The organism is Methylocaldum gracile, from assembly GCF_053646815.1.
The window spans coordinates 4594671-4619874 of record NZ_CM132196.1; the positions used below are offsets into that span (position 1 = coordinate 4594671).

Genomic DNA, 25204 nt, shown 5'->3' on the forward strand with positions numbered 1-25204 from the left:
GAGGCATTTACCACACACTACAGCGCCAAAATTGGGGAAATAATCCTTAAACATTTGATAATACGATAATGTTTTAATGTGGTGCAGTCTTTGCCATAACGCTCCGCGTCGGCGCCCGCCGTCCGATTCTCTTGTGTGTACTTAGATGAGGTTATGCGTGAAAAAGACTGTGTTTAACGAACGATTGACGAAGGCGCTGACCGGCGCCCTGTCATTTTCCTGCGCGATCTCGGCATTCGCCGCCGACAAGACGGAAAGCCAAAGCGGCGATGCCGTGCGACTCGAAAAAATTCTCGTGACCGAATCGTGGACACCGAATTTCAAGTCGCTGAACACCAGCGAACTGACCGGCAAGACCATAGCCAGGAAGCAGTCTTACACCAGCGATACCGCTGCGCTTTTCGACGACGTGCCGGGATTCAGCCGCTATGGTTCGGGCGGATTATCCAGTCTCCCGGTGATTCACGGCCTCAACGACGACCGGGTCAAGGTACAGATCAACGGCATGTCAATCACCTCCGCCTGTGCCAACCACATGAATCCGCCCCTGTCCTATATCGATTTGCGCAACGTGGAACAGGCGACGGTCGTGGCGGGCATCACGCCGGTCAGTCTCGGCGGCGACAGCCTCGGCGGAACCATCATCCTCGATTCCATCACTCCCCGTTTCGCCACGGCCGAGGAAGGGGCGATATTCGGGGGCAGTATTTCCTCGTTCTATCGCACCAACGGCGAAGCCTTCGGCGGCAGCGTGACGCTCAACGCGGCGGGCGAGCACATGGCCTTGTCCTATACCGGTTCCCACACCGAGAGCGACAACTACAAGGCGGGCGGCGGCTTCGAGGTCAAATCCAGCCAGTACGAGGCTCAGAACCACTCGATGACCCTGGCGCTCGGCAACGACGATCATCTGCTCGTCGTCAACGCCGGGCAGCAGAACATTCCGCGCCAGGGCTTTCCCAATGCCCGCATGGACATGGTCGACAACGACAGCACCTTCGGCAATGTCCGGTACAAGGGGAAATTCGGCTGGGGCGATCTGGAAACCCGGTTTTACTACGAGCACACCGAGCACGAGATGAACTTCCTGGAGGACAAAAGGCCCGGCGACATGCCCATGAAGACGAAAGGCAACAATCTCGGTTACCAGATCAAGGCGGAAATACCGCTATCGGATCGAGATACCCTGCGCATCGGCAACGAATATCATAGCAACGAACTGGACGACTGGTGGCCGCCGGTCGCCGGCAGCATGATGATGGAACCCGACATCTTCTGGAACGTCCGCAACGGCGAACGCGACCGCATCGGCACATTTGCCGAATGGGACGCCCGCTGGAGCGAGGAATGGAGTTCGCTGCTCGGACTGCGCCACGATCACGTGAGCATGAATGCCGACACCGTGCAGCCTTACTCCTCGACGTCGATGATGCAGCGCGCCGACCAGCGGGCGGCCGGCACCTTCAACGCCAGAAGCCGCGACCGTACCGACGACAACTTCGACGTGACCGCCCTGGTGCGCTACACGCCGAACGACACCAGCCATTTCGAAGCGGGCTACGCGCGCAAGAATCGCTCCCCTAACCTTTATGAACGTTATGCCTGGGGTTTGGGCAGCATGGCCATGTACATGAACGGCTGGTTCGGCGACGGCAACGGCTATGTCGGCGACCCGGATCTGGAGCCGGAAGTAGCGCATACCATAAGCGCCACGTTCGGTTGGCATGACGCGCAGCAACAGGAATGGGACGTCAGGATCACGCCTTATTACACCTATGTCGAAGATTACATCGACGCGGACCGCTGTCCGGTGACCGCCGGCACGCCGTGCACGGCGGCCAATCTGGCGGCGACCGACGGCTTCGTGTTCCTCAAGTTCGCCAACCATGACGCTCAACTCTACGGCGTCGATTTCTCCGGCAAGGCGCTCCTGGGCGACACTCGCTTCGGACGGTTCACCGGCAGGGGGGTGCTGGGCTATGTCCGCGGCGAAAATTTGGACACCGGCGACAACCTCTATCACATGATGCCGGTCAACGGCAAACTGACCGTCGACCACCAGTGGGGCGGCTGGAACAACGCCGTCGAACTCCAATTGGTGGCGTCCAAAACCGATGTGGCGGACGTCAGGAACGAACTCAAGACGGGCGGCTACGCTTTGGTCAACCTGCGCACCGGCTACGAATGGAAGCATGTCCGCATCGACGCCGGCCTCGACAACCTGCTCGACAAGAACTACGACTTGCCTCTGGGCGGCGCCTATCTCGGTGCGCGCCCGTTTGTCTATGGCACCGCCCTGCCCGGCATGGGGCGCTCGGCTTACGTGGGGGTGACCCTGACGTTCTGACGAGCGCGTCCCGGAGCGGCTTCCAAGGCCGGCGGAATTTCGTGCGATGCCTTGAGCGTTTTTCACCACAGTATAGCGGGGTGAAACGGGAACTCGGCACACACACCCCCGGAATGCAGGCCAAAATAAGCTGGTAGGTCGGCCATCCTTTGCCGACAATGATGTCGGGAAGGGATTCCCGACCTACTGGGCGGCGCTACGCCAGACCGAACAATGTCCTAAAACGAAATTCTGACGCCGGCCTCGACGATATGACTGGACACGGCCTGCTGGCCTAATCGCGTCTCATAGCGCAGAAAAGCGGCGTTGCCGCCGGGCAAGGTGGCGGCCAATGATCCGCCCAGATTGAAATAATCGCGGTCCGGAGCCGAGTTGGAGATGGAGAAGCTGCCGGTGCCGGGGGCCGCGTCCGCGAAACGGACGCGGAGGTCGCGCGAACCGTTCTGGTACTGGTGTTCCCACTCGAAGCGAATCGACGGCGTCAGCACCGCCCAAGGCAGGCTGAACGACCGGCCTATCTGCGCGCCCAGATCCGTGGTCAGGGAATGATCGTCCTGGCTGCCGAAGGCCAGGCCCAGGCCGCCGCCGCCTTTTTCCTGGTAGGCGTCGATCTGGAGCTTGGCATACTCCATGCGGAGGTACGGGTTCAGGTTCCATTCGCTGATCGCGAAATCCTTGCCGAAACTGACGGCGAAGCCGTACTGATTGCCTTCCGGATTGCTGCGCGCCCGCGACGAGAATCCGGTATAGCGGATATTGCGCTTCATGTCGTAATCGTGGCGGGTGAAATTTCCTATCCAATCCACGTAGAAATCCGCCGGCAGGTAATAACTGCCGTAGAAGGAGCCGTGGTAGGAATCGGTGTCCATCGCGCCGGAATCCTGGCTGAAGACGGCGGAGGTGCCGTCGTAGCCGAACGCGAGGCCCAGGATCAGCTGATCGGTCAGCCGGTAATCGGCACCCAGGGTAAGGCCGCCGGTCGTGAACCGGTAGCCCCGCTCCTCGCCGGTAGAGTCCCTGTCGCCGCCGTTGAACCGGCCCTGCACGAAAAACCCGAAGGGACTGTCCCGCAACGGATCGTCCGGTCCGTCGCCCGCCGCACCGCCCGATTCCTTCCCGAGCGCACGCGCGAGCTGGGCGTAAGAAATGTTTCGGCCGTCGATATTCATGGCCAGGTCGAGACCGCCGCCGCCGTGCCGCAGCATGGTCAAACGCTGCTTCAGGTTGGCCATGCGCCCGGTGCCTATGCGCAGCGGCATGCTGGTTTGGGAAGCCACCTGCTCGGGGGTGATCTGGCTCAAGGCGGCGATCTTCTCGGCGTCGGTCAATCCGGAGCCCAACAGATCCGAACAGCGCAGCGCCAGTTCGCCGGTGGCTCCGTCACAGGCCCCTACCAGGGCATTGGCCACGGAGCGCTGGTTTTCGGTGAGTCCGGGAAGCTCGCTGAGCGGCGTTGGGGTCGGTGCCGGAGTGGGCGTGGTTGGCACAGGCGTGATGGTGATGGTGACGGAACTGGTCGGAAACTGGGCTGCGGCGCAGGGGCCTTCCGACGAACTGTCGTTACAAGTCAAGCTGAGTGTGAATGTCCGCTCGGAAGCCAGACTCGGGTTGTTCGCGATGGGAATCGTGATGGTCTGGGTTTGCGTCAATGGTCCTTGTTCGCGATCGAAGCTCGTCTGCCCGCTCACCCCGGTATAGTCCGCCGGAGCCGTCGCGGTACCGTCGATCGTTATCCAGGTTACATCAAGAGTACCGAATACGTCAGTCTCACTCGGACCTCGCGAATAGGTGAGCGTGATGTCCACCGACCCGGCGTCCGCGGGCACCGAAGGCGCCGTTGGACTGACCGTGACGGTATCGGCCAGTGCCAGGTGTTGGTATCCGCCCAGGGCAATCGCGAGCGCCGCCATCGACCATCGTAAAGGGGTGATGAAAAAAAGAAGGAACCGTGTAAAACATGATTCTTCCCCACGGGAGCCCCCACCCCGATATTCGCCTGCGGACAGGCCATGGATAACCCTATTCATGAGATGCACCTGGTGATGAGTTCGAACAATCGATTTGCCCGAATTATTTATTGTTCGTAATCCGCCGCCCCCGGAAGCCCACTTCGGGCATGCAGATAATACCGCAACGGATCGGCGTGGGCGCACATGAGTGTGCTTCAGCGTCCCCTGCGCTTTACTCAGGCCTCTGCGCCCCCCTGGGCGATCGCGTCCGATTCCTGCGAGGCGTCCAGCTTGTAGCCGTAACCCCGAACCGTCTTGAGAAGCTTATGGTCGTAATTCTCATCGATCTTGCGCCGCAACTGGCGGACGTACACGTCGACCACATTGGTCATGGGATCGGCGCTGTAACCCCAAACCTGCTCCAGAATCCGCGTTCGGCTCAAAACCTTGCCGGGAGCCTTCATGAAACTCTCGAGCAGCGCGAACTCCTTGGGCGTCAGATCGATCACCTGATTGCCGCGCCGAACCTCATGGGTCTCCTGGTTCAGCACCAGATCGGCGATGCGGAGTTCCCTGGCCTCGCTCTTGATCCCTACTCCGCGCCGCCGCATCAGCGCTTCGATGCGTGCGAGCAATTCTTCGAACGAGAAGGGCTTGGTCATATAGTCGTCCGCTCCGGAGCGGAGGCCGGTCACCTTGTCCTGCACCGTATCCATGGCCGTCAGCATGAGTATGGGCGTGTCGACGTGATCGGCGCGCAGGCGCTCGCACACTTCGAGACCGGTAAGATCGGGCAGCTTTCGATCCAGGATGATCAACCGATAGGCCGTCGTGTTTCCCAGCGCGATGCCGTCCCGTCCGGTACGGGCGACATCCACCGCATACCCCTCGGCCTTCAACCCTCGTCTGACGAATTCGACGATACGCTCGTCGTCTTCCACCAGCAGAATATCCAAGGTCTTGTTACCTCTCCCAAAAAAAACGTTTTATTAGACATTTTGCGCATTCCGTTGGAGCAGGCTCTAGCCCGCGATTCCGAACGGCTGCCCATCGCGGGCTAGGTAGGATGGGCAAAGCGTAGCGTGCCCATCGAAACGTCTTCGTCGGCAAAGGATTGCCGACCTACTAGCCTCGGGCGCTACATCGCGACGAAATCAGCTCTAAAGCCCGTTCCCACAAAACGCCGGCCTTCGAGCTATGCGGCCGATTCTCGGACGTAGTCGAAATCGTCGGCGCTCGCATCGACAGCGCTGTCTTTCAAATCAACTTGCGGCAATGTTACTGCAAATGTCGTTCCCGCTTCTTCGCTGCTGTCCGCCGAAATCTCCCCGCCGTGCGCGGCCACGATGGCTTTTGCGACCGGAAGCCCGAGGCCGGTGCCGTCGTCGCTGGAACGGCGGGCGTTCGTGCTGCGGTAGTAACGGTCGAAGATCATCTTGAGGTCCTGGGCGGGAATGCCTATGCCGTGATCGATGACGCGCAGAAGCGCTTCCGTTCCGTCGCCCTCCAGATCGATGATGATCCGGCCGCCGGCATGCGAATACCGGCAAGCATTGTCCCCGAGAACGAAAATGATCTGTCGAAGCCGCTGTTTGTCGCCGCGGACCCACACCGGCGTATCCGTTACGTTCAGCGTCACCTCGATCGATTTCTCCTGCGCCAGCACACGTATATCCTCGGCCGCATTGACGACCAGTTCGACGAGATCGAGGGTTTCCCACTCGAACTGTAGGTTCGCGGTTTCGGCCCTGGCGAGGAACAACAGATCGTTGACCAGCTTACCCAATTGCAGCGACAGTTCGAGAATGCGCTGCAAGGATTCCTTGTACTCCTCGGCATCCTTGTTCCTCCCCCGAAGCGTCACTTCGGCCTCGCCGCGGATCACCGTAATCGGGGTGCGCAGTTCGTGACTGATATCGGCGAAGAACTGCCTCCGCGCATGATCCATGCGTTGCAGCTCGCCGTTGAGGTGGTTCAGCTCGAGCGTCCGCTCCGCCACCTTTTGTTCCAGCACAGTGCGCGCCTCGCCGAGCTTCCGCTGCTGGACTTCCAGCTCTTGCGCCATTTGATTGAAGTGCTTGGCGAGATAACCGAATTCGTCCCGGCTATCGATGGGAATGCGATAAGGGAGATTGCCGGCCGCGATTTCGTCGGTGCCTCGCATCAGGGCCTCGATCGGCCTTCGGATGCTTCTGAAAAGCATGGCGCCCGCGGCGATGCTGAAAACCACCGAGACGATGGCCGTGCTGATGGAAATCCAGCTGGAAAGCCCGATCAGCCCCATCAATCGCTCTCTCGCCACCAGGGCCCGCTCACGCTCGCGATTGATCGCATCATCGATCAGCGGGTCGAATTTGCGGTCGATGTCTTCCTCCAGAACTTCCGACAGCAGCAATAACGCCGCTTCGCGCCGACCCTCCTGCCGCAGGCGGTCGACCTGGTCGAACCGATTCATGCCGGCTTCGAGCGAGGCGCTCAGACGGGCGATGCTGTCCAGTTCGCTCTGACGGGTCTGCCAGACCTCGATATCGCTGGCGGCGTCCAGGTCGGTTGCCGCGGCTTTCCGCAGGCGTTCTACCGCATCGTGCAGACGCTGGCGGGACATCTCGACATCAGCCGCCGTGCCTTGCTGATCGACCAGGAGCAGATCCATGCGTTGCTTAAAATAGCGATAAGCTTCCCGGTAGAGCTGCTGATAGCGGTCGAACGCCTCGTAAGCCGACTGGCTGCGGGACGAATACAGGGCGATTTTGTGAGACCCCCAGTACAGCGTAAAGCCGAGCACGAAGACAAAACACAGAGAGATGGCGACAACCATCGCCAATCTGATACGCAACATGAGCTATCCCACCGAAGGATGAGGCCGATCGAATCCGGATTTCGTTTCGCCCGTTTTCATCAGCCAATAAGCGACAACAGCCGTTTTATTTGTCGGGGGATAGTAATACGAAAAGCGCCGAATGCCGAATTCGGGCGCATTTGTCGGAAAAGAATTGCCGACCAGCGAATGGATTCCTTTCCACAATACAAGTGCAGAATTCCGCCTCGTGTTCGAGGCTTATTCCTGTGGCAGTTCCTTGAATTTGTCGAGGGGCTTGTAATCCGGGGTCGCCACCAGCCCGGAGCTGGTGGCCGATGATGCTGTCCTTCACAGCCTCGAGATTGCCGCCGGCGACACCGGAATTCCGGGCCAGGTCGCGCAAACGAGGGTGAGGAGATCGAATTCCGGCAGGAGGTCCGCGTCGGCGGAACCGGGCGAGGGAATCCAGTAGGCCAGCCGGGCGTCGGCGCCGTGGGCGCTGTCCGCCATTTCGACCGATGGCCCGACCACCTTGTCGATCAGCGCCAGCAGCCGGCTCACAGCACCACCTGGAAGGGCTTTCGCGTGGGCTAGCCGGCATTGCACCGAAACGGCATATAGAGCCTACATATAGCGACAGCAGCAATAGGATGGGCTGAGCTTGCGAAGCCCATCGATCGCGAACGATGCCTGTCCTGAGCCCGGTCGAAGGGCCTGTCCTGAGCGAGTCGAAGGGCGCTTCCCGATGGTCAGCGCATCCTATGGACCTGCGCCCTGCCGGGGTCGTTCAGTGAAACGAAAAGAGCCGAAGCCGAACAATAAACCTTGACCCGGAAACGTGATTGACATTTCGCTCGACCCAGCGATATCGTCTTTTTGAAGAAAAACGACGTTTCAAGTTTCTATTCGCCTCTACTGACGGGATGCCGCGGCGATATACTGCGGCCAACCGGCACCCCATGCCTGGGGCGATAGCTGTTCTAAGTCTCGCGGGCTTCCGCACTCCCAAGGAAGGGAAAACCATGAAAATACTGTCTCCGACTGGCACGATGGCGCTCATCCTCCTTTGCGCAACCGTTATGAGTGCCGTAGTAACTCCCGCCAGAGCGCAACCACTGGCAGGTAAGGATACATGTGGCGCCGATGTGAATACCCCTCCATCCACCATCGACCTTGCAACTCAAGGTCACCGAATACGTAATGCCATCCTTTGCCTTATTAATGCCGAACGCACCAGCCGCGGGCTGGCGGCGTTGTCCGCGAACTCAAAATTGGCGAGCGCCGCCGATGGACACGTGCAACGGGCCGTGACCCTGAAATGGTGGGGTGAGAGCGATCCGCACGTCGACCCGCAGGTTGATGTCGTACCGGGGACCAATCCTCCAATTCCACTGGGACGCAACGAAGCGATCGCGGCACGCATAAACCGCGCGGGATACTGTCCGGAAGGCGCTACCTTCGTGAGCGAGATCGCCAAAGATGGCGCGGGCACCAACGTGACCGAATGTCCGCCTGGCGCCTGCTCGACGCCACTCTTTGCCGTCCACTGGTGGATGAATATAAGCACGGCCGGTCACAGGGAGGCAATTCTAAATCCGGCGATCAAGGAGATTGGCGTCGGCGTCCGTGGGGACGTGGCGAATAAGGATCCGGCGCAGAACGCGCAGAGTGAAAAAGGGGCCTATGTCGTGAATTTCGGAGCGTGTCCCTACATAGTGCAGCCTCCACCTCCACCCCCGCCTGACGGGCAAACGAGAGTTGAAGTTACCTTTACAAAAATGCACGTCAATGACTGCCCGGAAGCTGGCATATGCGATTGGAAACTTACCTGTCGACTTGGTAACCAGCAGGAAACAGAATTCTTTACCATGGTGGAGATCAATACCGGTAAAGATAGAGACATTAAACGCATGCTAGCTCAGGATGGAGTTCTGCCGGTTTCTGTTACATGTACAGTTAAGGAGCGCGATGGTCCGTTCCTTTTCTTCGATGACCCCGTATGGGAACACGTCGGCACTAGCACTGCTTCTATTCAGGTATCTGGAAAACATGACATTCGGATAAATCAAAATAGCGATGAAGGCGATGTCACGGTGCATTTGGATGTGAAACAGCTCGGCTCGACAGCGGGTGGTTTGACACAGCAACCCTCCCCGCCGCCAGTTCCAATAGGCTGTCATATCCCAGAGGGTAGCGCTCCGACCTGTGGCTATATGAGCATTGTATGCAATGCCCCATTACCCATGGCCGATGAGATGGTTGTTATGGCAGGTAGCGGTTTTACAACAGAGGTGTATCGAGTCGTCTCTGACATTGGCCTCATCAACGCCGAGTATGGGGGCGAAGGAAATGCCGTGCTGGCAGTATGTGCGAAAAACAGCAGAGGGATGAGTTGCGGTGAGGGTTTCTTTGCCACGCTGGGACCTACAATCTGTCCCTATTCGCCGCCACCCCCAACCTGTCCGCACGGACAGTTTATATGCCCTTCCCGCGGCGGAGTCTGCAAACCGATCACCGACTGCCCCCCTCTTTTATAACATTCACAGGGGGTACACACGACGGGCAAGGCTTTTCGCTCTTTTCGGTTACACGGGAGCGGAACCGGCTGAGCTCGGACGAAGATCGGCGGCGCGAAAGCACTGGAGGCCTTGAAGAGAAGATTGACCGAGGAAACCGATCCTGACGTCAAGGCGACCATTTCCAAGGCACTTCCCTGAAGCCACAAAACCAGCCATCGAGAGCATAGGGAAAGGGGCCAAGCTCGATTAATGGCAGTGATGCCTAAACTCGGCGCTGGAGAGGGACGCCGCAAAAAACGCGCGTCCCACAGCTTGAGTCGTCAGCCATAACGAGCAAAACGGGTCAGCCCGCGTAGGGCGCATTAGCATTAGCGTAATGCGCCGAATACAATACCTCCTACGGCGGAATACGCGAGTACGCTATTCCGCTCTACAGTCCTTAGGCTGGCCGCCTCGCGCGGCATCCGGTTACTTACATCGTTAGCCATCATTGACTCGTGATCGAACCTGTCCAGTCCTGCGTTTACTGTGGTGTCGCCGTGAGCGTCACAGCCGATCACGTCCCACCCAAGGCCTTCTTCCCACGGCCGCGGCCCAGCAACCTGAAAACAGTGCCCGCTTGTTTTGCCTGCAACAACGCAGCGGGCCGCGACGAAGAGTACTTCTTGGCAGCACTTATGTTCTCGGACGCGGGCGTAACGGAACCGGGAAAGAAACTTTGGAACCAGAAGCTCCAGCGCATGTACGCAAAGAACTTGGGCCTTCGTAGACATATCGGTAGCGCCCTTCAAGCTGTACAACTCACAACGCCTGCGGGCATTCATTTGGGTCGTCGGATGGCGCTCAGCATTCAAGAACCACGCCTCGAAGCTGTAGCCACCAAGATTGTGCGAGGACTGCACTTCCTCGAAACAGGCTCAGCCGCCCCAGCCGACTGGGACGTCATGTGCCTCTTCGTCCGAGAACGTCGTCATGTGGAGGCGGTCGCCCAGTACAACCATATGCTGAATCCCGGCGTGCATTCGTGGCCACAGATCTTTCAGTATCGTCGCGGAGCTGTCCCTGGTCAGCCGTTGAAGTCGATGTGGCTTCTGTGGTTCTGGCGCACCCATATCTTCTGGATCACAACCCAGCCAGGTTCTTCGGATGCATCGAATGACGGCTAACCCTCCCGTCGAGCGGATGGCTTCTGGCAAACTGGCGCTCATGTCGAAAGTTGGACGTCATAATGAGGACCGTAGGCTGGGTTGTAGCGATAGCGAAAACCCAGCGAATCCACATGTCAAAGAGCTGGGTTTCGTTCCTCAACCCAGCCTACGGCACTCCCCGCCGAGGAGCGGGCAAGCTGCACGGCATGTCCGACCTGTTTGCTACCTGCTGAGCCTCAAGGCCTGCACCGCATCCATAGCTTTAGAAGACTGCAATCAACGCAATTTCAGGATCAGATTAGTTGCCACTATCCGGCGGATTGGGCTGGACCGATAGAGCCGGACGTTACCATGGGGGAGCGAGATTAAACTTACAGGGCAACACGGCTACCGACTACCCGCTGTACGAGGGCTAATTGTCCCGTCATTAGCCCTCTGTTACGCCTTATTGAAGCAGGTTCTGAAGATCCCTGACAGCCTCACCATAGCGCGTATTGTGACCTTTAACTATCGCCTTCGCCAGCAGGTCTAAGTCAACGTCTGCCATTCTACGTGGCGAGGAAGCGCCCGGCGCATGCTCATAGTTAAAGACAATCACGTCTATAAACACCGGTCGCCGGAGCTGCTTGCCTCCAAGCATCTTAATCAGCGCTCCGGTAATTGCGGGATAAGGTGTAAAGCTGGGGTTGCTAAGCCAATCCCTTAGATCCGCTTCCGGGACGCTGAAATCGACCCCAGCCAAGCGCAATGCATGCATAGCGTCGATTTTTATGGGTACTGCCTGCAGCTGCTCTGCAGATAATGGTTGTTGGATAACGCCCAGCGGTTCGATAGTGAAGTTTATTGTGACCTTGCCTTCAGAATTATCCATTTGCATTGTTCCTGGCCCCGCCGCGCCAAAAGTCCTGGTCACGGTACCTACAACTTCCCAAACATCGGGATCAAAAATGCCGCGATCGAACTCGCGGACCTGGCAAGTGACAGTCACGGGCAGTCCGCTCTCGTGGATAAGTGTGCGGTTTACGTCGATAGTCCCACCTGTATCCTTCTCCACCATTCCCACTAACTCTGTATCCGCCTCATTGCCAATGCCACAGTGAAGCTTCCAATCACAGGCGCCGCCTTCGCGACAGTCATCGATCTTCATATTGTTGACGGTGACGTGGACCTTGCGCGTGACTATGCCTTCGGATGGGAAGGGCATACCTTCTTGCCGCAGACTCCACTGCTGCACATTTAGACCCTCACACTTCGAGAGCATCATCTCAAAGAAGAATTCGAAAGTAGGTAAACAAAATCCGCCGCCTCCCACTTCTGGAAATTCGCAGCCGGGGTCAACGACTGCAACGTCTAAACCCCAGCCCGTCGGCGGCTTGCCAACGCGCGTAGCGTGGGTCAGGCATTTATTGGGGTCCACTCCGACAGGCCGTAAGCGGCTATCAAACGGGAAAGCCCATTTCTGTGCTGCGTTGTCATTGCAGACGCTTACAGAGACGCCCATGCCGGTTCGAACAGGGCCATTCAAATCGAAACACAACTGCGGAGCCGAGCGGTGCATCACAAGACGCGACGTGCCGGGGTCGAACCGAAAATCCTGCGCAGCAGAGCTGTTGCAATCCATCAACGATAACAATCCTCCCTGAATCGATCCCTCAACGCACTTACCCGGAAAGGCCGGGGAGGTGATCGGCTCAGCCCAGGCAACCCGCGCGCCGACCGTCATTATCGCGCTGAGTAGCGACATCGCTATGGATCGACTCAACATCGGCAAATTGTGTCGCGATAGATTGATTTCGACTGCGAGACACCGAGTCGTGCTTGTCCTAGATACTTTGTGCACCATAACAACCTCCCCTGTCCACTGTTGAGTTCCCATGATGGGCGTGAGCGGTATTAGGTGTCAACGGCGCCGCCCGCCCGCCTGCCAGGCACTTCTCCCCGCCTGGAAGGAAAAACGGGTCATTTAAAAAACGGGGCAGGCTTTGGCTTTTTGATATTTAGCGTGGCGGATACGGTCACTTACGGAAAGCGTAGCGCTCCCGATTGGGGGAATCGAAACTGGGCGATCCGCAGGGGCGAGTTAAAAGAAGGCTTTGAGGACCAGCGAGAGGACCCCGGCCAGCAGTACGCCCATCATCCACTTGAGCACGGCCAAATCAGTGCGAATGGGGGCCAGGGCGGTTTCCAGATCGGTCTTGGTAACCGATTGGGTGTGGGTGTCGGCGGTTATAGTGGTCATTCAACTCAAGAGATGTCTGACCTGAGAAATATTCCTGCCGGACTTGCGGCGGCTGCGCGAGAGTAGCCTCGGAACCGAAATGGCGTCAATGCCGCGCTTTACTTTCCCACGATGGCATATACCGCCGACCGGCTCAGGCCGTACCGGGCCATCAGCTCTTTCACATTCCGCCCGTTCCATTCGGTCAGGATGCGGGCGTTTCCTTCCTCCCGCGTGAGCGGTGCCTCGGCCGGCTTGTGGGTCAGCCTCGATTCGACGGTCGCGGCGGATCTCAACGGCTTTGTGCACGTCGACGGAGAAGGCGACGGCGGCGATGATCTCGGTGCGGAGTTCCTTGGGCGAGAGCATGGGCTACTCCGGGATGTAGGGCCGTAGGCTGGGTTGCAGCGATAGCAAAAACCCAGCGAATCCACATGTCAAAGAGCTGGGTTTCGTTCCTCAACCCAGCCTACGGCACTGGCTGGAGAAGTGGACTTAGAGCCTATCCCAGTAGGTGCCCAAAACCCTTCGACAGGCCTGTCCTGAGCGGAGTCGAAGGGCTCAGGGCGAACGGCCTACTGGGATAGGCTCGTAGCCGGGGCCCGGCGCGCGGATGAGTTTTTGCACATCGCCTTTTTCGATTCTCCTTCGAACGGTTGATATAGCTCACCGACAGGCGCGGCAATGCGCCGATCATCTCTCTGATGGGTTATAGTCTACGGATCACGGTGGTCGACGGCCAGCCGGTGCCGGAATGCGACTGACCGGCGCTACCGAACTCCGCCCTCAAAGGGGTGAGGAGCCAAAACACAAGCGGGCATCGCGCTACTTCGGTTCCATCGGCACCATCCGCGAAACCGCCGCATCCCAGATCCGGTCCGGCATCAAGCCGTGCAGCAGGGACATCAGCTTGGAAGGCGCGCCGACGTGATAGCGGGTGTCCGGCTTCGGGCTTGTCGCCGCCTCGACGATGACCTCGGCAACCTCCCGGGCCGTCAGCACCCCCGTCCTGCCGAACCTGAGCATTTCCCGCGTGGTCTCGGCAAGGTTCTGTTTGAACACTCGGTAGGGACTGTCCGCTCCCGTGTCGGGAATGGTGCTGATCGCCGCTTCGGCGAACCGGGTCGCGACGGGTCCTGGCTGGACGTCCACCACATCGATGCCGAAGGTGCTCGCCTCCATGCGCAGGGTTTCGTTGATCGCCTCCACCGCGTGTTTTGTCGCATGGTAGAAACCGGCACCCGGCTGGGTGATTTCGCCGGCGACGGAGCTGACATTGATGATGCGGCCCCTGCCCGCGCGGCGCATTCCCGGCAGTACCAGCTGGCACATACGGACGAGGCCGAAAACATTGACCTCGAATTGCCGCCGCACGGCATCCATGGGCACCTCTTCGACAGGCCCGTACTGCCCGTATCCCGCATTGTTCACCAGTACATCGAGGCGTCCGTGAGCGCTCTCGACGGTTTTTACGGCATTTTGCATCGAAGCTTCGTCGGTCACGTCGAGCTGAACCGTGTCGCAGCCCTTCGCTTTCAACTCCTCGATATCGGCGACCCGGCGCGCGGTCGCGACGGTCATGAATCCGGCTGCCTTAAGAGCCAGGGCGGCCGCCCGCCCGATGCCCGAGGACGTGCCGGTTATCAAGGCGACGGATTGATTTTCCGAGGCGGGATTGATTGGTGTATCGGCCATGACGCGTTCCTCCTGGCTAACCCGAAACGATAAGAGGTTTCGAGATTAGACAGAATTGATCTTCGGGCTTCCCCCGGATTTCGTCGAAACCTTCGCCGCGATGGCCTGGACGGTCGTCGTCGTGAACCGTTCCACAGAGTCTCAAGCCAGCACCGGCAGCCACACCGAGAACTCGCTCCCCTTCCCCGGTCCTTCGCTGTAGGCCTCGATTCGCCCCTGGTGCAACTCCACCAGGTTCTTGACGATGGCCAGACCTAGCCCCAGCCCGCCCTGAGCGCGATCGAGGGTTCTCTCGGACTGAGTGAAGATATCGAAAACATGGGATAACAGCGATTCCGCCATGCCTTCCCCGTTATCCTTTACTCGGATTAGAGCTTCTTCGCGCTCCCGAGTCACAGTCAGCCAAATGGTCCCTCCCGTGGGCGTGTATTTGGCGGCGTTGTTCAGCAGATTGGAGATCAGTTGCGCCAGACGCGCTCCGTCCCCCATGAGCCGAATGGGAACATTCGGGACCGAAACGATCAATTCGTGCTGACGCGACTGAATCAAGGGCCGGGTGCTTTCCAAGGCCTGATCGACTACCGCTGCGAGCTCGATCGGTTCCTTCCGGATGGTGATCTTGCCCTGCTCGATCCGAGAGATATCGAGGAGATCCTCTACCAGGCGAGCCAAATGCCCGGTCTGACGGTCGATAACCTGCTGAACCGTTTGAAGCTTCGGATCCGATACGTTCATTTTTTTCATGATTTGCGCAGCATTCTTGATCGGCGCCAGCGGATTCCGAAGTTCATGGCCGAGCATGGCCAGGAATTCGTTCTTGCGCCTGTCGGCTGCCTTCAGCGCATTCTCGATCCGCTTCCGTTCGGCGAGCGCAACTTCCAGCTCGCGCACGCGTTTCGCCAGTTCCTGCTTCTGCCGGTAGAGCTGCATGAAGACGGCGACTTTGCTCGACAGGATGTGCGGGTCCAGCGGCTTGAACAGGAAATCCACGGCCCCCGAGTCGTAACCCTTGAATACGCGGGCATGGTCGTGAATGCCGGCGGTGACGAAAATGATGGGGACCTCGCGGGTGCGCTCGGTTCCTCGCATCAATTCGGCCAGCTCGAACCCGTCCATTCCCGGCATCTGCACATCGACGAGCGCCAGCGCCACCTCGTGCACGAGCAGAAGATCCAATGCCTCCTCGCCGGAACGCGCGCATAGCAGATCGGCCTCATGCCCGCTTAAAAGGCCCGCCAGCGCCACGAGATTCTCCTCGCGATCATCGACCAACAGGATTTTCGGTTTAGCGGTCATGATTTTCCTTACGCTCGGTTGCTTCACCGCACCCCGCCGACCGGAGCAGATATGCGCGAATGCCCGCGGCCGGCAGCACGCGGGCATGCTTGCACAGGGCAATGGCGGCGTTCGGCATGACCGGAATCGAGGCGTCTTCCGGAGCCTGGACGATGGCGAGCCCGCCTGCGTCCTCGATGGCCTTGAGACCGCTCGCACCGTCGGCATTGGCGCCGGAGAGCAGGACTCCGATCAGCCGCGCGCCGAAGACATCGGCCGCGGATTCGAACAGAACATCGATGGAGGGTAAACTGAAATTTACCGGCTCGTCTACCGAGAAGGCAAAAACCACCTCCCGATCGATCAGCAGGTGGTAGTCGGCCGGAGCAACATAGATCATCGAACCTGAGACCGGTTCCTTGTCCAGTGGTTCCCGTACCGGGCGGCCGGCCTTGGCCGCGACAACTTCGGGCAGCACGCTGGGCTTGTGCCGCGGCAAATGCAGAACGATAACGATGGGTACGGTGAAATCGTCGGGCAAATCGGCGAGCAGAGTCGAGAGCGCTTCCAGCGCCCCGGCGGAACCGCCCACCACGATCGCCTCCGCTGTGGCCGGCATCGTCCATGATTCCATATCGTGTTTCATTCCTTCTGATAGATTCTTTCGGCGCCCGCGAACTCGCTGAATTCCGCAGCGTGATCCGAGAACCGCAGCGTCTCCTTGGCCCCCAGGGCCAAAAATCCCTTCCGGCACAGCGAATCCCGAAACAGCCCTATCGCCCGGTCCTGCAACGCGCGGTCGAAGTAGATGAGGACGTTGCGGCAGGTGACGAGCTGAACCTCGGCGAAAACATTATCGGTCGCGAGGCTGTGGTCGGAAAACAAGATGTTCCTGCGCAGAGCCTTGTCGAACACGGCCGAACCGTAGGCCGCGGTGTAATAATCGGAGAGCGACGTACGTCCGCCCGCAGCCTGGTAGGCTTCGCTGAACCCGGCAACCCGATCCAGATCGTAGATGCCCGCCTTGGCCTTCCGCAGCGCTTCCGGATTGATGTCCGTCGCATAAATCAGGCTTCGATCGAGCAGATCCTCCTCTTTCAGCAGGATGGCGAGGGAATAAACCTCTTCGCCGGTGCTGCAACCCGCGACCCAAATCTTCAGGGACGGATAAGTTTGCAGAAAAGGGACCACTTTTTCGCGCAGAGCCAGATAAAACGCGGGATCGCGAAACATCTCGCTCACTATGATGGTGAGAAACGACAAAAGCTCCGGAAAGACGCCGGGTTCGTGCAGGATTCGCTCCTGCAGCCCCGACAGCGATCGACAGCCGAACCGCTGCATCGCCTGGAAAAGCCGGCGCTTCAGCGAAGCCGGCGAATAATGGCGAAAGTCATAGTGAAACCTGAGGTAAATCGCCTCGAGGATTAACTTGAGCTCCGTGTCGAAAGTGTCGTCGTGCAAAGCATCCTCTACTTGGGGATCCAGACCTTGATGAGCGAAACCAGCTTATCGATATCGATGGGCTTCGCGATGTAATCGTTGGCGCCCGCTTGAAGGCATATCGCGCGGTCGTCGGGCATCGCCTTTGCGGTGAGCGCGATGATCGGGAGATTTTTCCATTCCGGGCGCTTGCGGATCTCCCGCGTCGCGGTGAGGCCGTCCATCTCGGGCATCATGATGTCCATGAGAACCAGATCCACCGCGGCATCGGGCTCCTGCACGGAACGCTCGAGGACCTCGAGCGCTTCCTTGCCGTTGCGGGCGATGCGCACCTTGGCGCCTTTCGGCTCGAGCACGCTGGAAATCGCGAAGATATTGCGCACGTCGTCCTCCACCACCAGGATGTTGCGGCCTTCGAGCGCTTCCTCGCGGTTGCGCAGCTCGCGCAGAATCTCCTGATGCTCGCGGGGAAGCTGGGCTTCGACCTGGTGGAGAAAGAGCGTCACCTCGTCCAGCAAGCGCTCGGGCGATCGCGCGCCCTTGACGATGATGGTGCTGGCATAGCGGCGCAGCCGGCTTTCCTCATCCCGCGTCAGCGTCCGCCCGGTGTAAACGATGACCGGAGGGAACGAGAAGGCCTCGCCGGAAGCCATTTTGTCGAGCAGATCGTAACCCGAGATATCCGGCAGGCTGAGGTCGAGGACCACGCAGTCGAAGGTGGAGTCCTTCAGCTGGCTCAGCGCCTCGCTGCCGGTCCCGACCGAAACGACCTCGACCCCCTCGGTGCGGAGGAGCCGCTCTATGCTCTCGCGCTGGGCCACGACGTCCTCGACCACCAAAACGCGGCGGACGTTCTGTTCCAGCTTCCGCTCCAGCTTGCGGAAAGCGCTCACCAGCTGCTCGCGCATGACCGGCTTGAGCGCGTACCCGACCGCGCCCATTTCGAGGGCTTGCTGGGTATAGTCGGAAATCGAGATGACGTGCACCGGGATATGGCGGGTCGCGGCATGGCCCTTGAGGCTCTCGAGCACGCTGAGCCCCGAATGGTCCGGAAGGTGGATATCGAGAATGATCGCGCTGGGCAGGAATTGCTCCGCGAGCGCGAGGCCCTCGCCGGCACTCGCCGCGATCAGGCACTGGAAACGCATTTCGTGCGCGAGATCGCGCAAGATGCCGGCAAACGCCCGGTCGTCCTCGATGATCAGAATGCTCCGATCGCCCGGCGCGAGACGCTCGCGGTCGTCCTGCGCCGGCTCTCCGGTCGGGTCCGCGGAGACTCTTTCCACGCTCGGTGCGGAACGCTCGGCCGCCGGACGGGCCTTAGCCAGGAAAATTACCTCCGCTTCGGGAGGCCGTTCCTCGCCGGCTTGCTGTGCGAATTCGGTAGGCAGCACGAGCGTAAAGGTGCTCCCTTTACCGGGAACGCTCTCCACCGAGATTTCGCCGCCCAATCGGTGTGCGAGTTCCCTTGAAATCGTCAAACCCAACCCGGTGCCCCCGTGCCTGCGCTGGGTACTCCCGTCGGCTTGGCGGAATGCCTCGAATATGGCGTCCTGGTGCTCGGAGGGAATGCCGATGCCGGTGTCGCGGACGGCAAAGCTGATCCGGTCAGGTCCGACCTGCGCCACGCGCAGGCCGACCTCGCCCGCCTCGGTGAACTTGCAGGCGTTAGAGAGCAGGTTTCTCAGAATCTGCTGGAGGCGGAGCGGATCGCTGATGATCACCCTTGCCGTCCCGGGCTCTATGCGAGCTTCGAATGCGAGCATCTTCTGCGAAGCCACCGGTTGAAAGCTTCGCTGGAGCGTCTCTACCAAGGTCTCGAGCTGAACCGGCTCCGGCCGTATCTCCATGCGGCCCGCCTCGATCCGGGAGAGATCGAGAATATCGTTGATCAGGTCGAGCAGGTCGTTGCCCGACGAGTAGATGATCGATGCGTACTTGACCTGCTCCGGGGTCAGATTGCCGTCCCTGTTGTCGGCGAGGAGCTTGGCCAGAATGAGCGCGCTGTTGAGCGGGGTGCGCAGCTCATGGCTCATGTTCGCCAGGAATTCCGACTTGTATTGGTTGGCTCGGGCGAGATCCTCCGAACGCTTCATCAGCTCCGCCCGAGCTCGCGACAGGTCGTCGCGCTGTTCCTCGAGTCGGGTGTTGATCTCGGTCAGCTCCTCGTTCTGCGCTTCCAGGCGAGCCTCCGACTCGGACAGCGCCTTGCTCTGGCTCTCGAGCTCCTCGTTGGCCACTTTCAGCTCTTCCTTTTGCCTCTGCAGTTCGTCGGCCTGCCGCTGCGTTTTCCGGAGGAGGTCCTCGAGCCGGGTGCGGTACAGGGATGAGCGAATCGCGCTGGCCATCGACTCGGTCATCGTGCTGAGGAGATCCATGTCCGAGATGCCCACCGGATGGATGAAACCGAGCTCGACCACCGCCTTGACCTTGCCGTCGATGACCGCCGGCATCACCACGAGATGCCCGGGGTCTGCTCCCCCTAGCGCCGACGAAACCCGGAGATACCCGTCGGGCAGGTCGTCGAAACGCAAAACCCGCTGGTCCTTGACCGCCTGGCCGACCAGTCCTTCACCCGGCGCGATGCGTTCGGGACAGCTCAAGTCCGCTCCGACGGCGTACGTCGCCATGCGACGAAACTCGCCGCCGCTCTGCTCGGCCGCGTAGAGAACGCCGACCGGCACATCGAGGTACTCGCAGAGAAAACGCAGAATATTGTCGCAGAGAACCGGCAGTGTCTGCTCTCCCTGCATGCGGATGCCCAAATCCCGCTGACCGGAACGAATCCAATCATCCTCCCTGAGCCTGAGTTTTATGAGAATACTTTGTCGGGCGATCACCGCCACCACCCAGATCGCCAGTGTACCGAGGGTTCTGTTCAACCACGGTATGGTCGGCAAGGGATCTATGGAAGGCGGGGAGAGAAACCGGCCGGCGACGATCAAGACCGTTGCGACGACGGCTACGACGATCGGCATCCGCGGACGCCAGACATAGAGGCTGAAAGCAAGCGGGAGAAAGTAGACGGCCCATGCAGCGATGCCGAGCGGGGTCATGATATCGGTCACGAAGCCGAATGCGACACCGAGCACGATGGCGGCATCGGCCACCGGGGTGCGCTGCTTCTCGAACCGTATCATCGCGCGGCTCTCGGCTTTCGAGAAACGACGCGCTGAATCTTGCCGATGGCAAACATGGAAATTTCGAGCGACACGGTAGTGTTTCCGGAGACGAATGGGAAATTTGATCGGTGCGACACCTTTCACCGAAAGGGTGCGTTTCAGCTAAGACGCTGTCAAGCGAATAAAAATCCGACATGCAGATGAAGAAGCCGAAAACGAAGGGATTCGACCGCCCAAACGGACGAGAGGCAGATCTACGGCGTAGTCTCGGAATGGGCATTTCCGTCCAAGACCGACCGGCGCGGCAGATGTCGACTCGAACTCGATCCGTCGCTATTCGATGACTTCCGCTTCTCGTCCGATCGAGCCCCGGAACCTTGTTTCCGGACCGCGTCAATCATCCGAAAACCGAGCAACAAGGCCAAGATCGCGGCATCGATCGCGGGCCTCGAAATATCTTTCTTGACCAGCCACCAGAAATGAACGACGCCGAGAATGGCGATCAGATAAACCAGGCGGTGCAGCACTCGCCAGCGCTTCCCGCCGAGACGGCGGATCATTCCGTCGGTCGAGGTGACGGCGAGAGGAATGAGCAGCAGGAAGGCAGTGAATCCCACGGTGACATAAGGCCGCTTGGCGATGTCCTTGACGATGCCGGGCCAGTCGAAGAACTGGTCCAGAACCAGGTAGGTGAGGAAATGAAGGCATCCGTAGAAAAAAGCGAACAGCCCCAGCATCCGCCGGAAACGCCCCAGCCAGGACAACCCGGAAAGCCGCCGGAGCGGCGTCACGGCCAAGGTGGCCAGCAGCAGGGTCAAGGTCCAGTACCCCGTGGTCCGGGTGATTTTCTCGATCGGATTCGCCCCCAACTGATCGAGCACGCCGTCGGCGATCAGCTTGAACAGGGGGATCGATAAGATCAGGAAGAGTCCTCGCTTGAGGGCGGCTATCGTCTTGGGATGGGGATTTCGAATATTCATGACGTCCAATTAAGAAAACCTGAGAAGCTTGGGTAGGTCGGGAATCCCTTCCAATCGCAAACGGTCGCTTTAGCCGCGACCCTTCCAATCGCAAACCGTCGCTTTAATCGCGACCCTTCCCGACGCCTTTGTCGGCAAAGAGCGATGTAGGGCGGGTTAGCGTACTCGCGTAACCCGCCTTACGAGGTTCATCGAACTTACGTAACGGACGTCGAAAAAAGCGGAGCATTGCGTACTTTTTCAACCAGTGGGGGGACAAACATTCCATCCCAAACCCAACATACCTTAAGGATGCTCTGATTAAGTCCTTCGACAGGCTCAGGACGAACGGTAACGTATTGATTCCATTCGTGGCGAGCCCTTCGGCTTCACTCAGGACAGGCCCTTCGACTGGGCTCAGGACAGGCTTGTCGAACGCTCTCCTGAGCCTGCCCTGAGCCTGTCGAAGGGCATGAACGGAATCCACGGGTTCAGAGCTTCCTTAAAAAAACTTACGCAAATCCATCCCCGCATATAACTGCGCCACCTGATCGCCATAACCGTTGAAAGGCAAGGTGGGACGCTTGAAGAATTCGCCGATGCGGCGTTCCTTGGCCTGGCTCCAGCGGGGGTGGTCGACCTCCGGATTCACGTTGGCGTAAAAGCCGTATTCCCTCGCGCCCGCCTTCATCCAGGTGGAGACCGGCTGCTTTTCCACGAAGCGGATGCGCACGATGGACTTGGCACTCTTGAAGCCATACTTCCAGGGCACCACCAGCCGTATCGGCGCGCCGTTCTGGTTGGGCAGGACCTCACCGTAAAGCCCCACCGCAAGGAGGGTCAAGGGGTGCATGGCCTCGTCCATGCGCAGCCCCTCGACATACGGCCAGTCCAGCACTGCCGAGCGCTGGCCGGGCATCTGCGCGGGGTCCAGCAAGGTCGTGAACTCCACGAATTTGGCGTTGCCGGTGGGTTCCACGCGCCTGATCAGTTCCGCCAGGGGAAAGCCCACCCAGGGCACCACCATGGACCAGGCTTCGACGCAGCGCAGCCGGTAGACGCGCTCTTCCAGCGGGGCCAGTTTCAGCAGCTCGTCGATATCGTAAGTCTTGGGCTTGCGGACTTCGCCCTCCACCGCCACCGTCCAGGGACGGGTTTTCAGGCTCCCGGCCAGTTTCGCGGGGGACTCCTTGTCGGTGCCGAATTCGTAGAAATTGTTGTAGCGGGTGATGTCCTCGTAAGGCGTTGTCTTGTCCGGGAGCACGTAATCGCTCTTTCGGACGTCGGGCAGCTTCTCACCGGCGGCGAGACCCGGCGGCAGTAGAGCCAGGGCCGAGGCTCCGGCCGCGAGTTGCAGGAACCGCCGCCGGCCGTAAAACAGCTCGCGCGGGGTGATTTCCGAGGGCCTGATATCGGAGGGTTTCTTGATCAGCATCGCGATTGACCTCTTGAACGGAATGGGCCTGAAAAAGCGCGTCCAGGCGTTTTTCGAGCTCCGGGATTATTTGATGAGAGCGGACGTTGACCTCGTAATCCAGCTCGCGCGTAACGGTTCATGTTTCCCCTCCCGATTCGGTCCGCGATTTCGTAGGGCGGGTTAGGCGCACACCGGAACCGGCTGACCACCGATCACTACGCTTCGCGTGCGCCGTAACCCGCCAAAGCAGAGCTACGTTCGGGGGCTTTCCAGGGAAAGCCGCATCAAAAGTCATCATATGCAACTGTCAGCCTCCGTCCTCGAAACCGGGGTACAGCGTCATGCCGCCGTCCACGTACAGGGTGGCGCCGGTAATATAGTCCGACTCGTCGGACGCCAGCCAGACCGCCGCCTTGGCGATGTCGCGGGTGTGTCCGACCCGTCCGTAGGGAATCAGCTCCAGCAGCCTGGCTTCCCGTTCCGGGGTCATCCAGGCGTCGTAGTTGATGCAGGTCTTGATGGCGCCCGGCGAAATGCCGTTGACCCGGATCTTGTGGACCGCCAGTTCCTGAGCCAGGGTTTTCATCAGCATCGCGACACCCCCTTTGGAGGCCGCGTAGTTGACGTGGCCGGCCCAGGGAATCACATCATGCACCGAGGACATGCAGATGATCTTGCCGGCCGAAACCGAGAGCTCCGGATTCACGCCCCGGCGGATAAACTCTCGCGCCGCCTCCCTCGCGCACAGAAACTGCCCGGTCAGGTTGACGCGGATCACCGTTTCCCAGTCGTCCAGGCTCATTTCGGTCAAGGGCGCGTCCCTCTGCAAGCCGGCGTTGTTCACCAGGATGTCCACGCCCCCGAAAGCTTCCAGAGCGGCGCCGAACATGGCCCGCACCTGTTCCTCTCGGCTCACGTCGGCCTCGACCGCGACGGCTTCGCCGCCGTTATCTCGGATGCGTTGCACCAGTGCCTCGGCCTTGTCCGGTTCGGTCACATAATCCACCACCACCCTGGCTCCGGCTTCGGCCAAACCCTCGACTATGGCCGCTCCGATGCCCGTGTTGCCGCCGGTGACGATGGCGCGCTGGCCTTCCAGCAGGCGCTTTTTCGTGTTCGCAGTCGAATTCATGGTTTTTCTCCCTATCAACGAACGTCTAGCTATTCGACAGCGTTACGGAACATCAGTCGCGGCGCGGCTCAGCGGAATAATGGCACCTAAAGTGGAAGAAACGACAGATGCGGAATTTTTCATGATCCTTAATAAAGGGTTTAAAAGTGCTTTCTGCGCGACACCGACTCGCGACATGTTTTTATAGCAACCCTCGCGCCATCGATAGCTCAGGACAAAAAAGGGTTAAATAACAAACTGTTATCGATGCCATGCGAGCAATGGCGAGAAACTGGCGAGCATTGGGGCCACTAATAGTTGCGGGCGGCCGCGGGTATTTGTGGGAGGGAGGTTGTAAGGCAATGCCATTTAGTGAAGATGGCTGACGTCACCCCGGCAAGGAAGGGTGGCTTCGGTGCTCCAATCGCAAACGGCCTGGCCGGGAGCGCCGGCCACGCCCTTCCCGAAGACACCGTTTGCGACTGGAATGCCGGGGTCCAGAAGCCATGGACGGCAGAAGCCTGTCACATCCGTGTGCTCTGGATTCAATGCTGGCTTGGCCTGTCCTGCCCGGCACCCTTCGGCCAGTTTCGTAGGGCGGGTTAGCGCAGCGTAACCCGCCTTTCGCGAAACCGAGACATCGGCCACACTTTCCCTATGCCCAACTACATCCGCGCCCATGTCCCCGGCGGTTCATACTTCTTTACCGTAGCGTTGCTGGAACGTCGCCGTCGCTTGCTGACCGACAACATCGACGCGTTACGCGAAGCCTTTCGTACCGTGCAAACTCAACGGCCGTTCCGGATCGAGGCCATCGTCATACTCCCCGATCATTTACATTGCCTTTGGACCTTGCCGCCGGACGATGTGGATTTTTCGACTCGCTGGCGCTTGATCAAATCGGCTTTCGCGCGCGCCATTGCGCCGGGGGAACGGCTATCGACCCGAAGGGAGATGAAACGCGAACGCGGCGTCTGGCAGCGGCGGTTTTGGGAACATGCCATCCGGGATCAAAGCGATTTCGACGCCCATCTCGACTACATCCACTACAACCCGGTCAAGCACGGCTGGGTACCGCGCGCCGCCGATTGGCCGCATTCGAGCTTTCACCGATTCGTTCGGTTGGGGCAGTATTCCTTGGACTGGGCGGCGCCGGTCGACATTCGGGCTTGGGATTTGGAATAAGGATCGAGTCTCGGAAGGC

Annotated in this window: 19 protein-coding genes; 4 read left to right on the plus strand and 15 right to left on the minus strand. The window is 59.5% G+C overall.

From position 1 onward, the window contains the following. Positions 1-157: 157 nt before the first annotated feature. The gene (locus tag ACWJJK_RS20445) at positions 158-2347 is read left to right on the plus strand and encodes a TonB-dependent receptor plug domain-containing protein (RefSeq protein ID WP_347258055.1); all 2190 of its coding nucleotides are present in this window, start codon (positions 158-160) and stop codon (positions 2345-2347) included. 218 nt (positions 2348-2565) lie between these two features. Here the strand turns inward: ACWJJK_RS20445 and ACWJJK_RS20450 are convergent, their stop codons facing one another. From ACWJJK_RS20450 to ACWJJK_RS20465, 4 genes are all read right to left on the minus strand, one after another. Further along, positions 2566-4257 carry an autotransporter domain-containing protein gene (locus ACWJJK_RS20450; RefSeq protein ID WP_454128434.1) on the minus strand — a complete coding sequence of 564 codons (1692 nt, stop codon included), beginning with the start codon at positions 4255-4257 and terminating at the stop codon, positions 2566-2568. 275 nt (positions 4258-4532) lie between these two features. Beyond that, the gene (locus tag ACWJJK_RS20455; protein ID WP_454128435.1) at positions 4533-5252 is read right to left on the minus strand and encodes a response regulator transcription factor; all 720 of its coding nucleotides are present in this window, start codon (positions 5250-5252) and stop codon (positions 4533-4535) included. A 239-nt stretch (positions 5253-5491) separates the two neighbouring features. Next, entirely contained in the window at positions 5492-7135 is a 1644-nt protein-coding gene (locus tag ACWJJK_RS20460; protein ID WP_077728628.1) for a sensor histidine kinase, read from the minus strand. 309 nt (positions 7136-7444) lie between these two features. Then, positions 7445-7657 (minus strand): hypothetical protein, encoded by a 213-nt coding sequence (locus ACWJJK_RS20465; RefSeq protein ID WP_086133981.1) that lies wholly within the window; start codon positions 7655-7657, stop codon positions 7445-7447. Positions 7658-8118: 461 nt separating this feature from the next. Between ACWJJK_RS20465 and ACWJJK_RS20470 the strand changes: the two genes are divergently transcribed. Continuing rightward, entirely contained in the window at positions 8119-9633 is a 1515-nt protein-coding gene (locus ACWJJK_RS20470; protein WP_454128436.1) for a CAP domain-containing protein, read from the plus strand. Positions 9634-10154: 521 nt separating this feature from the next. Continuing rightward, positions 10155-10781 carry a hypothetical protein gene (locus tag ACWJJK_RS20475; RefSeq protein ID WP_156880613.1) on the plus strand — a complete coding sequence of 209 codons (627 nt, stop codon included), beginning with the start codon at positions 10155-10157 and terminating at the stop codon, positions 10779-10781. A gap of 427 nt (positions 10782-11208) precedes the next feature. Here the strand turns inward: ACWJJK_RS20475 and ACWJJK_RS20480 are convergent, their stop codons facing one another. The 11 genes from ACWJJK_RS20480 to ACWJJK_RS20530 all read right to left on the minus strand — a co-directional run bounded on the left by ACWJJK_RS20480 (position 11209) and on the right by ACWJJK_RS20530 (position 24021). Beyond that, the gene (locus tag ACWJJK_RS20480) at positions 11209-12528 is read right to left on the minus strand and encodes an RICIN domain-containing protein (RefSeq protein WP_077728623.1); all 1320 of its coding nucleotides are present in this window, start codon (positions 12526-12528) and stop codon (positions 11209-11211) included. Positions 12529-12843: 315 nt separating this feature from the next. Continuing rightward, positions 12844-13002 carry a hypothetical protein gene (locus tag ACWJJK_RS20485; protein WP_208110268.1) on the minus strand — a complete coding sequence of 53 codons (159 nt, stop codon included), beginning with the start codon at positions 13000-13002 and terminating at the stop codon, positions 12844-12846. A gap of 98 nt (positions 13003-13100) precedes the next feature. After that, positions 13101-13277 (minus strand): Mor transcription activator family protein, encoded by a 177-nt coding sequence (locus ACWJJK_RS20490; protein ID WP_434131800.1) that lies wholly within the window; start codon positions 13275-13277, stop codon positions 13101-13103. Between the two features lie 529 nt (positions 13278-13806). Further along, entirely contained in the window at positions 13807-14676 is an 870-nt protein-coding gene (locus ACWJJK_RS20495; protein ID WP_156880615.1) for an SDR family NAD(P)-dependent oxidoreductase, read from the minus strand. Positions 14677-14817: 141 nt separating this feature from the next. Continuing rightward, positions 14818-15972 carry a sensor histidine kinase gene (locus ACWJJK_RS20500; protein ID WP_454128437.1) on the minus strand — a complete coding sequence of 385 codons (1155 nt, stop codon included), beginning with the start codon at positions 15970-15972 and terminating at the stop codon, positions 14818-14820. Then, complete coding sequence (locus tag ACWJJK_RS20505; protein ID WP_086134940.1) at positions 15962-16570, minus strand: chemotaxis protein CheB; 609 nt, start codon at positions 16568-16570, stop codon at positions 15962-15964. Before ACWJJK_RS20505 ends, ACWJJK_RS20500 begins: the two co-directional genes overlap by 11 nt. A 23-nt stretch (positions 16571-16593) precedes the next feature. After that, positions 16594-17412 carry a CheR family methyltransferase gene (locus ACWJJK_RS20510; protein WP_454128438.1) on the minus strand — a complete coding sequence of 273 codons (819 nt, stop codon included), beginning with the start codon at positions 17410-17412 and terminating at the stop codon, positions 16594-16596. Positions 17413-17420: 8 nt separating this feature from the next. Further along, positions 17421-20531 carry a response regulator gene (locus ACWJJK_RS20515; RefSeq protein WP_454128439.1) on the minus strand — a complete coding sequence of 1037 codons (3111 nt, stop codon included), beginning with the start codon at positions 20529-20531 and terminating at the stop codon, positions 17421-17423. 236 nt (positions 20532-20767) lie between these two features. Continuing rightward, positions 20768-21493 (minus strand): sulfite oxidase heme-binding subunit YedZ, encoded by a 726-nt coding sequence (locus tag ACWJJK_RS20520; RefSeq protein WP_454128440.1) that lies wholly within the window; start codon positions 21491-21493, stop codon positions 20768-20770. Positions 21494-21974: 481 nt separating this feature from the next. Beyond that, entirely contained in the window at positions 21975-22907 is a 933-nt protein-coding gene (msrP, locus tag ACWJJK_RS20525; protein WP_434131794.1) for a protein-methionine-sulfoxide reductase catalytic subunit MsrP, read from the minus strand. Positions 22908-23196: 289 nt separating this feature from the next. Then, entirely contained in the window at positions 23197-24021 is an 825-nt protein-coding gene (locus tag ACWJJK_RS20530) for an SDR family oxidoreductase (protein WP_454128441.1), read from the minus strand. 636 nt (positions 24022-24657) lie between these two features. Between ACWJJK_RS20530 and ACWJJK_RS20535 the strand changes: the two genes are divergently transcribed. Continuing rightward, the gene (locus ACWJJK_RS20535) at positions 24658-25185 is read left to right on the plus strand and encodes an REP-associated tyrosine transposase (protein ID WP_454128442.1); all 528 of its coding nucleotides are present in this window, start codon (positions 24658-24660) and stop codon (positions 25183-25185) included. Positions 25186-25204 lie beyond the last annotated feature (19 nt).

Coding starts and splice junctions, on each gene's coding strand:
- ACWJJK_RS20450 (WP_454128434.1), bottom strand. CDS start 4,257: ATGGCGGCGCTCGCGATTGCCCTGGGCGGATACCAACACCTGGCACTG.
- ACWJJK_RS20460 (WP_077728628.1), bottom strand. CDS start 7,135: ATGTTGCGTATCAGATTGGCGATGGTTGTCGCCATCTCTCTGTGTTTT.
- ACWJJK_RS20470 (WP_454128436.1), top strand. CDS start 8,119: ATGAAAATACTGTCTCCGACTGGCACGATGGCGCTCATCCTCCTTTGC.
- ACWJJK_RS20480 (WP_077728623.1), bottom strand. CDS start 12,528: ATGTTGAGTCGATCCATAGCGATGTCGCTACTCAGCGCGATAATGACG.
- ACWJJK_RS20485 (WP_208110268.1), bottom strand. CDS start 13,002: ATGACCACTATAACCGCCGACACCCACACCCAATCGGTTACCAAGACC.
- ACWJJK_RS20495 (WP_156880615.1), bottom strand. CDS start 14,676: ATGGCCGATACACCAATCAATCCCGCCTCGGAAAATCAATCCGTCGCC.
- ACWJJK_RS20500 (WP_454128437.1), bottom strand. CDS start 15,972: ATGACCGCTAAACCGAAAATCCTGTTGGTCGATGATCGCGAGGAGAAT.
- ACWJJK_RS20505 (WP_086134940.1), bottom strand. CDS start 16,570: ATGCCGGCCACAGCGGAGGCGATCGTGGTGGGCGGTTCCGCCGGGGCG.
- ACWJJK_RS20515 (WP_454128439.1), bottom strand. CDS start 20,531: ATGATACGGTTCGAGAAGCAGCGCACCCCGGTGGCCGATGCCGCCATC.
- ACWJJK_RS20520 (WP_454128440.1), bottom strand. CDS start 21,493: ATGAATATTCGAAATCCCCATCCCAAGACGATAGCCGCCCTCAAGCGA.
- msrP (WP_434131794.1), bottom strand. CDS start 22,907: ATGCTGATCAAGAAACCCTCCGATATCAGGCCCTCGGAAATCACCCCG.
- ACWJJK_RS20530 (WP_454128441.1), bottom strand. CDS start 24,021: ATGAATTCGACTGCGAACACGAAAAAGCGCCTGCTGGAAGGCCAGCGC.
- ACWJJK_RS20535 (WP_454128442.1), top strand. CDS start 24,658: ATGCCCAACTACATCCGCGCCCATGTCCCCGGCGGTTCATACTTCTTT.